8 protein-coding genes are annotated in these 12894 nt (G+C 69.5%); 3 read left to right on the plus strand and 5 right to left on the minus strand.

Going from position 1 to position 12894, the window contains the following annotated elements:
* Positions 1-102: 102 nt before the first annotated feature.
* From glnA (C6A87_RS17155) to C6A87_RS17165, 3 genes are all read left to right on the plus strand, one after another.
* Positions 103-1539 (plus strand): type I glutamate--ammonia ligase, encoded by a 1437-nt coding sequence (glnA, locus tag C6A87_RS17155; protein WP_311113392.1) that lies wholly within the window; start codon positions 103-105, stop codon positions 1537-1539.
* A 185-nt stretch (positions 1540-1724) separates the two neighbouring features.
* The gene (locus C6A87_RS17160; protein ID WP_311113393.1) at positions 1725-2171 is read left to right on the plus strand and encodes a DoxX family protein; all 447 of its coding nucleotides are present in this window, start codon (positions 1725-1727) and stop codon (positions 2169-2171) included.
* A gap of 188 nt (positions 2172-2359) precedes the next feature.
* A complete protein-coding gene (locus tag C6A87_RS17165) occupies positions 2360-5473 on the plus strand; it encodes an Ig-like domain-containing protein (RefSeq protein ID WP_311113394.1) in 3114 nt (1037 codons plus the stop codon).
* On the opposite strand, the gene C6A87_RS17170 is transcribed toward C6A87_RS17165, so the two are convergent.
* From C6A87_RS17170 to C6A87_RS17190, 5 genes are read right to left on the minus strand one after another with little or no spacing between them, the layout of a single operon-like run.
* On the minus strand, positions 5470-6327 hold the full coding sequence (locus C6A87_RS17170) for a TIGR03619 family F420-dependent LLM class oxidoreductase (protein ID WP_311113395.1): 858 nt from the start codon (positions 6325-6327) through the stop codon (positions 5470-5472). The two genes, C6A87_RS17165 and C6A87_RS17170, sit on opposite strands and share 4 nt — an antisense overlap.
* Positions 6324-6953 carry a PaaI family thioesterase gene (locus C6A87_RS17175; RefSeq protein WP_311113396.1) on the minus strand — a complete coding sequence of 210 codons (630 nt, stop codon included), beginning with the start codon at positions 6951-6953 and terminating at the stop codon, positions 6324-6326. The genes C6A87_RS17170 and C6A87_RS17175 overlap by 4 nt, the downstream gene beginning before the upstream one ends.
* 25 nt (positions 6954-6978) lie before the next feature.
* The gene (locus tag C6A87_RS17180; protein WP_311113397.1) at positions 6979-9957 is read right to left on the minus strand and encodes a bifunctional [glutamine synthetase] adenylyltransferase/[glutamine synthetase]-adenylyl-L-tyrosine phosphorylase; all 2979 of its coding nucleotides are present in this window, start codon (positions 9955-9957) and stop codon (positions 6979-6981) included.
* Positions 9958-9986: 29 nt separating this feature from the next.
* Positions 9987-11327 (minus strand): type I glutamate--ammonia ligase, encoded by a 1341-nt coding sequence (gene glnA / locus C6A87_RS17185; RefSeq protein WP_311113398.1) that lies wholly within the window; start codon positions 11325-11327, stop codon positions 9987-9989.
* Between the two features lie 45 nt (positions 11328-11372).
* A complete protein-coding gene (locus C6A87_RS17190; protein ID WP_311113399.1) occupies positions 11373-12890 on the minus strand; it encodes an alpha/beta hydrolase in 1518 nt (505 codons plus the stop codon).
* Positions 12891-12894 lie beyond the last annotated feature (4 nt).

The raw sequence follows: 12894 nt of genomic DNA on the forward strand, positions 1-12894 counted from the left end.
CGGCGACGCGATGCGTAACTTCTACGCAACATGCGGTTGACTGCCGTGCAACATCGTGTCCATACCGTCACCGGCGGGCTACCAGTCAAAGGAGAGCAATCAGTGGCAGAACAGACCGCCGACGACATCATCAAGCTGATCAAAGACGAGAACGTCGAGTACGTCGACATTCGGTTCTGTGATCTGCCCGGTGTCGTCCAGCACTTCTCGATTCCGGCATCGGCGTTCGACGAGAGCGTGTTCGAGGACGGCCTCGCATTCGACGGTTCGTCGGTGCGCGGCTTCCAGTCGATCCACGAGTCGGACATGATGCTGCTGCCCGACCCCGCGACTGCGCGTATCGACCCGTTCCGGCACGCGAAGACGTTGAACATGAACTTCTTCGTGCACGACCCGTTCACCCGTGAGGCCTACTCGCGCGACCCCCGTAACGTCGCCCGCAAGGCCGAGAGCTACCTGGCCAGCACCGGCATCGCCGACACGTGCTTCTTCGGCGCCGAGGCCGAGTTCTACATCTTCGACTCGGTGACCTTCGATTCGAAGATCAACGGCACCTTCTACGAGGTCGACTCGGAGTCGGGCTGGTGGAACACCGGTGAGCCGTTCGAGTCCGACGGCAGCCCCAACCTGGGCTACAAGGTCCGCCCCAAGGGCGGCTACTTCCCGGTGGCGCCGTACGACCACTACGTCGACCTGCGCGACGAGATGGCCACCAACCTGCAGAACGCCGGTTTCATCCTGGAGCGCGGTCACCACGAGGTGGGCACCGCCGGCCAGGCCGAGATCAACTACAAGTTCAACACGCTGCTGCACGCGGCCGACGATGTGCTGCTGTTCAAGTACATCATCAAGAACACCGCATGGAAGAACGGCAAGACCGTCACGTTCATGCCGAAGCCGCTGTTCGGTGACAACGGTTCGGGCATGCACGCCCACCAGTCGCTGTGGAAGGACGGCAAGCCGCTGTTCCACGACGAGTCGGGCTACGCCGGCCTGTCGGACATGGCCCGCCACTACATCGGCGGCATCCTGCACCACGCGCCGTCGCTGCTGGCGTTCACCAACCCCACGGTGAACTCCTACAAGCGTCTGGTGCCGGGCTACGAGGCGCCGATCAACCTGGTGTACAGCCAGCGCAACCGGTCGGCCTGCGTCCGTATCCCGATCACCGGCAACAACCCGAAGGCCAAGCGCCTCGAGTTCCGTTGCCCGGACAGCTCGGGTAACCCGTACCTGGCGTTCGCCGCGATGCTGATGGCCGGCATCGACGGCATCAAGAAGAAGATCGAGCCGCTGGCCCCGGTCGACAAGGACCTGTACGAGCTGCCTCCCGAGGAGGCCGCCAACATCCCGCAGGCTCCGACGTCGCTCGCGGCGGTCATCGACAAGCTCGAGCAGGATCACGAATACCTCACCGAGGGCGGGGTGTTCACCACCGACCTGATCGAGACCTGGATCTCGTACAAGCGGGAGAACGAGATCATGCCGATCCAGATCCGTCCTCACCCGTACGAGTTCTCGCTCTACTACGACGTGTAAGTCGGCCCGCCGACGCGACGTCTAAGTCGGCCCGCCGACGCGACGTCTAAGTCGTCTGAGACACGTCACCGCCCGCGCTGCTTCGGCAGCGCGGGCGGTTTCGTTCTGCCGCCAAGCACAAGTCGGGCGGCCGCTGACACCCACACAGTCATCCGGACCGTAGTCCGCAGCGGTAGGCTGCGTTCATGACCTCACAACTGGACGCACGCCTGGCAAGCTTCTCCTCGCCGATGCTGAGCATCTTCCGCATCGTGTTCGGGCTGCTGTTCACGCTGCACGGCACCATGAAACTGTTCGGCTGGCCGCTGGGCGAGGCGGTGCCGGTGGGCACGTGGCCGTACTGGTTCGCCGGGGTGATCGAGGTGGCCTGCGGCATCCTGATCACGGTCGGCTTCTTCACGCGCATCGCCGCGATCATCGGCGCCGGCCAGATGGCCGTGGCCTACTTCTGGCAGCACTGGGGCATCCTGGGCGGCGAGCCGGCCAGCTTCTGGCCCTTCGGTGGCCAGGCCGGCGGCAACGGCGGCGAGCTGACGATCCTGTTCTGCTTCGCCTTCCTGCTGCTGGCCACGCTGGGCGCGGGGGCGTGGTCGGTCGACGCGCGCCGCAGAGGTGCTTTCGCGCGTACCTAATTCACGTTTGCTCTGTCTTCCACGAACCACACAGTGCAAATGTGGCAAACGAGTTTGCGGGAGACGTGCGTTAAGCACTTGTCGACGCAGGCGTGAATATTGCCGAACGCCGGACAGCAACCGGGTCCAACCTCATAGGATTGCTCCACTCACTGTCAGCGGAACCAATTCTTCGGGGGAGGAATGCCGTGCGGCATTCGGCGTACATCGGTCGTGTCGGCGCACTCGCGTTTGCTCTGGGGGTGGGTATCGGGCTCGGCGCGACCCCCGCCGTCGCGTTAGCCGACGACAGCGAGACCTCGGTCAGCCCGGCCGCCGACAGTCCGGCGCCCGACACCGACACCGACACGGGCACCGCCGACGACGAAGCGGACGCGGCGGACGAGGAGACCGACGCACCCGACGAGGAGGACGAGGCCGAGAACGACGTCCGGGACCGCCCACACCGGGCGTCCGGCGCCCGCGACGAACCCGAACCCGAACCAGAAGCGGCGGAGGTCGAAGCGGACGAGCCCGAAACGGTCGTCGATGACACCGACGCCCCGCTCGCCGACGACGCACCCGAACCCGCCCCCGCACCCGAGCCTGCTCCTGTTGCCGAGGCGGACGAGGCGTCGGACGAGGCTCCGGCGTCGGCCACGGTGCCGCTGTCGGGCATCGCGGCCCCGCAGCCGGCGCCTACCCACGCCCCCGACGCGCCCGCCGAATCGGCGTTGTGGATGACGGTGACCGGGGCCGCGGTGCGCCGCGAGTCCGACACACCGGCGTCGTCGCCGACCGCCGCACTGCACTCGACACTGCTGACCCCGGCCGAGGTCATCCGGCGCCTGGCCGAGATCCTGCTCCCGGGCGCTCCTACCGACCTCGTGGCCACCGACACCCGCGCCTACGTCGCGCACTCCGGCAGCCGCTCCATCACGATCATCGACACCGTCGGCGGCAGGGTGGTGCAGACCGTCTCGCTGCGTTCGGCACCGAGCGCGCTGGCGATCGCCCCGAACGGCACCCGCCTCTACGTCTCGCACGCCGAGGCCGGCACGGTCTCGGTGATCAGCACCGCGACCAATTCGGTGGTCAGGACGATCCGCGTCGGAGCCGCCCCGACCGGCATCGCGGTGAGCCGCGGCGGTTCCCGGCTGTACGTCGTCAACGGCGACGACGGCACGGTCTCGAAGATCAGCACGCTCACCAACAGGGTCGTCGGCACCGTTTACGGTGTCGGCAAAGGTGTTTCGACGATCGCAGTCAGTCCGGACGGCACGACGGTCTACACCCTCAGCAGCACCACCGGCGAGGTGTCGGCGTTCTCCTCCGCGGCGCTGTTCGCCAAGAAGGTCACCGCGGTCACGCCAGGAGCGCCCGGGATCGCGTTCAGCGCCGACGGTTCCCGGGTGTTCGTGGCCGACGCGGCAGGCAGCGTGCAGGTGGTCGACGCCGCGACACGTCAGCTGGTCGACAGCATCGCCGTGGCCACCGGTGCGCCGTTCGACCTCGCGGTCAGCCCGGACGGCGCGACGCTGCTGGTGGCCCGCGCCGGCGACGGCAAGCTCTCGGTGTTCGACATCGCGAGCGGCACCGAGCGCACCTCGGTCATCGCCGACCCGTACCAGATCACCGGTCCGCCGATGATCACCGTGAGCCCGGACGGCACCCAGCTCTACTGGACCGACTCCGGCAGCGGCCGCATGCAGGTGATCGCGCTGGTCGCCCCCAACGGCAGCCCGACGGCCCAGACGCCGGTCGTCAACTCCCCCAACGCTTCCGGTGTGGTCACCGGTTCGGTGGTCGTCACCGACCCCGAGGGCGCCCCACTGTCCTACAGCGTCAGCGGCCCCGGCAAGGGCAGTGTCACCGTCAGCCGCGCAGCCGACGGCACGTTCGTGTTCACCTACACGCCCACCAAGGCCGCCCGGCACGCCGCCGCCGAGGTGACCGCCACCGCCGCAGCCCGGGTCGACACGTTCACCCTCACGTTCAGCGACGGCCTGCGCGGTACGGTCGCTGTGCCGGTCACCGTGACGATCGCGCCGGCCAACGCGGCGCCGACCGCCACCGCGAGGTCCAGCGTGTCCTGGCTCAGCGCCAAGGTGTACGGCACTGTTACCGCCAAGGATGCCGACAGGGACACGCTGTCCTTCACCGCCTCCCCCACCGCCAAGGGCGGGACCGTCACGATCGGCGCCGACGGCAAGTTCACCTACACCCCCACCGCGGCGGCCCGGCACGCCGCGGCGAACGCCGGCGCCACCCAGGCCGACAAGCAGGACACCTTCACCGTGCTCGTCGACGACGGCCACGGGGGGCTCACCTCGCTCACGGTGACCGTGAAGGTCGAGCCGGGCAACGCCTCTCCGAAAGCCACGGTGCGAACCAATGCGTCGTGGTTCAGCGCCAAGGTGTACGGCACCGTCTCAGCCAGAGACGCCGACAAGGACGCGCTGACGTACTCCGCCTCGGCCACCGACAAGAACGGCGTGGTCACGATGGACGCCCGCGGCCGGTTCACCTACACCCCCACCGACGCGGCCCGGCACGCCGCCGCGTCCGCCGCGGCGACCGACGCCGACCGACAGGACACCTTCGACGTCGTCGTCGACGACGGCCACGGTGGTATCACCCGATTGGCGGTCACGGTGACGATCAAGCCGCTCAACGCGGCGCCGACCCGCGCGTCGGTCGGTGACATGTTCACCAACCCGAACACCGGTCTGACGACGGGCAGGATCACCGCAGTCGATACCGACGGTGACACGCTGAGCTACCAGGTCGCCCCGAACACCGGCAAGGGGTTCGTCACCGTCGGTGCCGATGGCACCTTCAGCTACGTCCCGACCGACCAGGCCCGCGCCGCGGCGGCCAAGCGGTTCGCCCCGTCCTGGGACAGGACCGACCGGTTCCGGGTGACGGTCGACGACGGCCACGGCGGCACCAAGACGCTGACCGTGCGGGTCGCCATCGCCCCCGCCGGGTACACCAACCAGGCCCCAGCGAACGGCAGATACACACTGGCTCAACCAGATCCGGTCAGCGGCAAGGTCACCGGCATCGTGACCGCCACCGACCCGGAACGCGACGCCGTGGTCTTCGTCGGCGCAGGCGACGCAGGCAAGGGCACCGTGATCGTCGACCGGGCGGGCGGTTTCGTCTACACCCCGGGCGACGAAGCGCGGCGCCGGGCCGGCGCCGCCGACGCCACAGCGGCCGACAAGCAGGACATGTTCACCGTCCTGGCGCTGGACACCCACGGTGACGGGACGGCCATCTCGGTGGTCGTGCCAATCGTCGGTGTGCCCACCGTCTAGTCCAGGGCGAGATCCTTACGGAACCGGCGCATCCCGTCGATCTTGTCGGTCAGGGATGCGTCGGGACCGGTGTAGAACATCCACGGCATGGTGATGATCCCGGTGATGCCGCCGGCCTGCGCGCGGTCGTAGTGCTCGGGGGTGAACGCGTCCGTCAGCGGGGTGATCACCTCGAAACCGTCCATGCCGAGCCCGTTCTCGGCCCGCAGCCGGCGCAGCGCGGCGACCCGCTCCAGCGCCTTGTCGGTGGTGATCAGGTCGCCGATCCAGCCGTCGTGGCGGGCGGCGCGGCGCAGGGCGATGTCGGACAGACCGCCGACGTAGACCGGGATGGGTGGCGGGCTGGGCTCCATCTCCAGTTTCGGCGCGGTGTAGAACTCGCCGGCGAACTCCGTCCAGCCGGGTGACCACAATGCCTTCATCAGCTCGAGCATCTCGTCGGTGCGCTTGCCCCGGCGCTCGAACCGCTGTCCCAGCAGCTCGAATTCCTCACGGCACCAACCCACTCCGATGCCCAGTTCCAGGCGGCCGCCGGCCAGCACCGCCGCGGTGCCGATCGCCTTGGCCGCCGAGTACGGGTCCCGCATCGCGGGCAGGTACACCGTGGTGACGAACCGCAGCCGCGTGGTCACCAGCGCGACCGCGCCGATCATCACCCACGGGTCCGGCCAGTCGGTGAACGATTCCCAGCGCCGCTTGCCGTTCCTGGTGTACGGGTACGGGGTCTGCAGCGTCTCCAGGTTGACCACATGGTCCGGGATCGCCATCCCGTCATATCCCAGGTCGTCTGCGGCCCTGGCGATCTCGACGGCCTCCCGGGTGTCCAGGAACGCCGTGCTCACATAGAACCTCATCCGGCGTCACGCGCCCACGCGGGCACGATGAACACCCCGTCGGCCTCGACGGTCGCACCGTCGGCGTCCATCAGGTATCCGCGGGCGTAGGTCTTGGTCCCCTCCGAGCGCTCGACGAACGCCTCGGCGCGCAACGGGCCCAGCGGCGTGCCACGCAGGTAACGCAGGTTGATCGTCCCGGTGAACCTGGGTTTGGTCAGGCCGTCGCTGGCCACCTCGCCGAGCATCTGGTCGAGCACCAGCGCGCAGATACCGCCGTGCACCCACCCCGGCGGTCCTTCATACGCGGGCCCCAGGGTGAACTCACTCCAGCACTTGCCGTCCGCCTCGTGTTCGATGAGCATCGGCGGGGCGATCGCGTTGCGCAGGCCCACAGCCGGATTGGCCCATGCGACGGGCCTGCCGGTCTCGGCGTGCCGCAGCGTCGCCCTGCCCACCCGCTGCCGGTCCCGCAGCAGCGCGGACGCCGTCTCCAGGTGCGTCAGCGCCTGCCGCACGGTGTCGTCGTCGACCTCGGTGTGGATTCCCACGTCGATCAGCGTCCGCAGCGCATCGATCAGCGGCTCGTAGCTCGCCCGCTGTCGTTCGAACTCCTCGGTGCTGATCGCCTCGAATGTGAAATCCACCAACCGTCTCCGCCCCGTTGTCGGCTCAGGCCCCGAACACCCGGAGCACCACCGCTTTGGCCCGTCTCGTCACCCGCAGGTAGTTGTCCAGGAACTCGTTTCCGCCGTCGCCGCCCGGCCAGCCCGCGGCCACCGCGACCGCGTTGAGCAGTTTGCCAGGTCCGGGCAGCTGATCGGTGGGTTTGCCGCGCACCAGCACCAGCGCGTTGCGGGCCCTGGTCGCGGTCAGCCACGCCTCGCGCAGCAGCTCGATGTCTCCCTCGGCGATCAGTTCGGCCGCGCCGATCGCGTTCAGCGTCTCCAGCGTCGAGGTGGTGTGCAGCGCCGGGATCTTGTGCGCGAACCGCAATTGCAGCAGCTGCACCGTCCACTCGATGTCGGTCAGCCCGCCGCGCCCCAGCTTGGTGTTGGTCTTCGGGTCGGCTCCGCGGGGCAGCCGTTCGGCGTCCACCCGCGCCTTGATCCGACGGATCTCCCGGACCGTCTCCGGCGACACCCCGCCCTCCGGATAGCGGGTCTTGTCGATCATCAGCAGGAACCGCTCCCCCAGCTCCATGTCGCCGGCCACCCGGTGCGCCCGCAGCAGCGCCTGGATCTCCCAGGGCTGCGCCCACTGCGCGTAGTAGGCCCGGTAGGACGCCAGCGTCCGCACCAGCGGCCCGCTGCGCCCTTCGGGCCGCAGGTTCGCATCGACCTCCAGCGGAGGGTCCGCTCCCGGGGTGCCCAGCCGGGCCCGCACCTGCTCGGCGACGGTGACCGACCACTTCACCGCGGTCGACTCCTCGAAGCCGTCGTTGGGATCGCACACGAACAGCACGTCGGCATCCGAGCCGTAGCCGAGTTCAGCGCCGCCGAGTCGGCCCATCCCGATGACCGCGATGCGCGCCGGCGCCTTGCCTTGCGGCGCGTTGGCGCGGATGACGGCGTCGAGCGCGGCCTGCAGCACGGCCACCCACATCTGGGTCAGCTGCTCGCACACCGCGGTCACGTCCAACATCCCGAGCAGGTCGGCCGACGCGATGCGGGCGAGCTCCCGCCGCCGCAGCGAGCGGGCGGCGGCGATCGCCCGCGCCGGGTCGGTGTGCCGTGCCGCGGAGGCGACCAGTGACCGGGCCACGCCCTCGGTGTCGACGTCGCACAGCTTCGGTCCGTTCGGCCCGTCGGCGTAGAGCCGGATCACCTCGGGCGCGCGCATCAGCAGTTCCGGCACGTAGGCGGAGGTGCCGAGAATGCGCATCAGCCGCTTGGCGACCGCGCCTTCGTCGCGCAGCGTCGCCAGATACCAGCGCTGCTCGGCGAGTTCGTCGCTGATCCGCCGGTAGGCCAGCAGGCCCGCGTCGGGATCGGGGGTGTCGGACAGCCAGTCCAGCAGCGTCGGCAACAGCACCTGCTGCACCCGGCCGCGGCGCCCCGAGCTGCTGGTGAGCGCCGCCAGATGGGTCAGCGCGCTCTGTGGGCCCTCGTAGCCCAGCGCGGCGAGCTGGCGCTCGGCGGCGTCGGTGCTCATGCCGTCCGAAAGACCAAGGGAGGCTTGCCCCACCGATTCCAGCAGGGGTTGATAGAACAGCTTGGCGTGCAACCGCGACACCCGGTGGTTCTGTCGCTTGAGCTCCTCGCGCAGCACCCCGAGCGCGTCATGCCGCCCGTCGGGGCGCATGTGCGCCGCGCGGGCCAGCCAGCGCATCGACTCCTCGTCGTCGGCCTCGGGCAGCATGTGGGTGCGTTTGAGCCGCTGCAACTGGAGCCGGTGTTCGAGCAGCCGCAGGAATTCGTAGGACGCGGTCATGTTCGCGGCGTCGTCGCGGCCGATGTACCCACCGTCGCCGAGCGCGGCCAGCGCGTTCACCGTCGACGCGACGTGCAGTGACTCGTCGCCGCGGCCGTGCACGAGCTGCAGCAGCTGCACCGCGAACTCGACGTCGCGCAATCCGCCGGTGCCGAGTTTGATCTCCCGGGTCCGGACCCCGGCGGGCACGAGTTCCTCGACGCGCCTGCGCATCGCCTGCACCTCGGGCACGAAGTCCTCACGCTCGCACGCCGTCCACACCATCGGCATCAGCGCCTCGACGTAGCGCCGGCCCAGCTCCATATCGCCGGCGGCCGGGCGCGCCTTGAGCAGTGCCTGGAACTCCCACGTCTTGGCCCACCGCTCGTAGTAGGCGATGTGCGAGTCCAGAGTGCGGACCAGCTGTCCCTGCTTGCCTTCGGGCCGCAGCGCGGCGTCCACCTCGAAGAACGCCTCGGAGGCCAGCCGCATCATCTCGCCTGCGATCCTGGTGGCCAGCGCCAGGCTGCTGTGCGAGCCGTCGTCGGTCACGAAGATCACGTCGACGTCGCTGACGTAGTTGAGTTCCCGCGCACCGCATTTGCCCATGGCGATGACGGTCAGCGCCGGCGGGGTCCGGTCGCCGCACACCGCCGCGGTCACCACCCGCAGCGCCGCGGCCAGCGCGGCGTCGGCGAGATCGGACAGGTGTTCCCCGACCACGGTGAACGGCAGCACCGGCTCGTTCTCCACGGTCGAGGCGACGTCGAGGGCGGCCAGGACGAGCAGCCGGTCGCGGTACAGGGTGCGCAGCGGCGGGATGGCGGCGGTGGCGCCCTCTGTCTGGTCGGCCCGCTCGGCGAACATGTCCCGCAGTTCCTGGCCGGACGGCAGTGTGACGTTGCCCGCCAACAGATGCCACGAGTCGGGGTTGGCGATCAGGTGGTCGCCGAGCGCCAGCGACGACCCGAGCACGGCGAACAGCCGGCCCCGCAGGCTGCGGTCGTGCAGCAGCGCCTTGTCGAGTTCGGCCCACCCGGACCCGAGCGCCTCCGACAGTCGGACTATCGCCTTCAGCGCCGTGTCGGCGTCGGGGGCACGCGACAGCGACCACAGCAGTTCGACATGGGCGTCGGTGTTCCACCCGAGCTGGTCCAGATCGGCCTGCGCCGTGGGCTCGACGAGGCCGAGCCTTCCGACGCCGGGCAGCCGGGGTCGCTGCGTCGCGGGTTTGGCCACGCCATCAAGGTAGCGCGCGGGGACTCCCGTCAGAGCGACAGGTAGTTCTTCAGTTCGAACGGCGTGACATGGCTGCGGTAGTTCTCCCATTCGGCGCGCTTGTTGCGCAGGAAGAAGTCGAACACGTGCTCGCCGAGCGCCTCGGCGACCAGCTCGGAGTTCTCCATCTCCGACAGGGCGACGCCGAGGCTGCCGGGCAGCTCCTTGTAGCCCATGGCGCGGCGTTCCTCGGGGGTGAGGCTCCAGACGTTGTCCTCGGCCTCGGGGCCCAGCACGTAGTTCTTCTCGATGCCGCGCAGGCCGGCGGCCAGCAGCACCGCGAACGTCAGGTACGGGTTGCAGGCCGAGTCGGGGCTGCGCACCTCCACCCGCCGCGACGACACCTTGTGCGGGGTGTACATCGGGACGCGGACCAGCGCGGAGCGGTTGGCCGCACCCCAGGAGGCCGCCGTCGGCGCCTCGCCGCCGTGCACCAGCCGTTTGTAGGAGTTCACCCACTGGTTGGTGACGGCGCTGATCTCGTTGGCGTGCTCGAGAATTCCTGCGATGAAGGACTTTCCGACTTCGGACAGCTGGAGCGGGTCGTCGGGGCTGTGGAAGGCGTTGGAGTCGCCCTCGAACAGGCTCATGTGGGTGTGCATCGCCGAGCCGGGATGCTCGGCGAACGGCTTGGGCATGAACGACGCGCGCACGCCGTCACCGAGCGCGACCTCCTTGACGAGGTAGCGGAACGTCATCACGTTGTCGGCCATGGACAGCGCGTCGGCGTAGCGCAGGTCGATCTCCTGCTGGCCGGGTGCGCCCTCGTGGTGGCTGAACTCGACCGAGATGCCCATCTGCTCGAGGGCGTCGATCGCGTGGCGGCGGAAGTTGGGCGCCGAGTCGTGCACCGCCTGGTCGAAGTAGCCGCCGTTGTCGGCCGGAGTCGGCGGGGTGCCGTCGTCGGGGCCGGGCTTGAGGAGGAAGAACTCGATCTCCGGGTGCACGTAGCAGGAGAATCCGAGATCGCCGGCCTTGGACAGCTGGCGGCGCAGCACGTGGCGCGAGTCCGCCCAGGACGGTGACCCGTCGGGCATGGTGATGTCGCAGAACATCCGCGCCGAGTGGTGCTTGCCGGAGCTGTCGGCCCACGGCAGCACCTGGAACGTGGACGGGTCGGGGCGGGCGACCATGTCGGCTTCGGAGACCCGGGCGAACCCCTCGATGGAGGAGCCGTCGAACCCGATGCCCTCTTCGAAGGCGCCTTCGAGTTCGGCGGGCGCGATCGCGACCGACTTCAGGTATCCGAGCACATCGGTGAACCACAGCCGGACGAAGCGGATGTCGCGTTCCTCCAGCGTGCGCAGCACGAATTCCTTCTGCCGATCCATGCCCGAAGCCTAGGTTCCGGCTGTTAATTCTGTGTTACGGCGCTGCTAGCAGCGCAATCCGGCCGGTGGGAGCGTGGACTCGACGAAGAACTCGACCGCGGCGGTGTCGACGCACGCATCGCCGTTGAACACCACGGTGTGCTGGGTGCCCTCGAAGGTGATCAGCCGGGCGTCCAGCTGCCGGGCCAGGTTCACCCCGGCCTGATACGGCGTGGCCGGGTCTCCGGTCGTGGTCACCACCAGCACCTTGCCCGCCCCCGGCGACGTGGCGGTGCCGACCACCGAGGTCGGCGGCACCGGCCACATCGCGCACGTGTCGCGCGGCGCGTAGCCGGTGAACTGGCCGTAGGACAGGAACGGCGCGATCTCCCGGGAGCGCCGGTCGGCCTCCACCCATGTCGCGGAGTCGGCCGGGAACACCGCGTCGACGCAGCGGATCGCGTTGAACGCGTCCTGCCGGTTCTTGTAGTGGCCGTTGCGGTCACGCTGCTGGTAGTCGTCGGCGAGCAGCAGCAGGTCGCCCGGATCGGTGCCGCGCTGCAGGCCGAGCAGGCCGCTGGTCAGGTAGGGCCAGTAACGCTGGCCGTACAGGCTGCTGACGGTGCCGGTCATCGCGTCCTGATAGCTCAGCCCGCGCGGGTCGGTGGTGGCGGCGGGACGGGCGACCAGCGGGTCGACCAGTTGGTGGAAGCGAGTGACGAACTGTGCCGGGTCGGTGCCCAGCGGGCAGCCCGCCGATCGCGCGCAGTCCGTGGCGTACCGGTTGAACGCCTCCTGGAATCCGGCCATCTGGTTGTGGCTCTCCGAGATCGGATCCAGGCTGATGTCCACGGCGCCGTCGAGGACCATTGCGCGGACCCGCTCCGGGTAGCGCGACGCGTAGACCGCGCCGAGCTGGGTGCCGTACGAGAACCCCAGATAGCTGATCTGGTCCTCGCCGAGCGCGGCGCGCACCACGTCCATGTCCCGGGCGGCGCTCGCGGTGCCGACGCCGGCGAGGAAGTCGGCGCCCATCCGGTTCAGGCACTGCGCGGCGAAGTCGCGCCGCACCTGTTCGATGTGGGCGACCCCGGCCGGGCTGTAGTCGGCCATGGGCTCGGCGCGGTAGGCGTCGAACTCGGCGTCGGTGCGGCAGCGCAGCTGCGGAGTCGAGTACCCGACGCCGCGCGGGTCGATGCCGACGAGGTCGAAGCGCCGGCCGATCTCGGAGCCGGCCAGCGCCGCGCCCATCGAGGCGACGGTGTCGACGGCCGACGCGCCGGGCCCGCCGGGGTTGACGACGAGCGCGCCGATGCGCGGACCCGACGCCGGAACTTTGATGACCGCCAACTGCGCCTGTGGCCCATCGGGTTTCGCATAGTCGACGGGCACCGCCACGGTGCCGCACTGGGCGGCCGGGATCCGGGAGGTGTCGGGAACCCAGGTCGAGCACGAAGTCCACACCGGCGCAGCGGAGTACGGCTGCGCCGAATCGACGGGTGCGGCTGCCGCCGACGGGCTCAGAACCCCCGCTGCCACGGCCAGCGCTGCGGTCAACCGGGCGGCACGCAACATGGCAGCCATCGTC

The organism is Mycobacterium sp. ITM-2016-00317 (assembly GCF_002968295.1).
In the GTDB taxonomy this organism is placed as follows: Bacteria; Actinomycetota; Actinomycetes; order Mycobacteriales; family Mycobacteriaceae; genus Mycobacterium.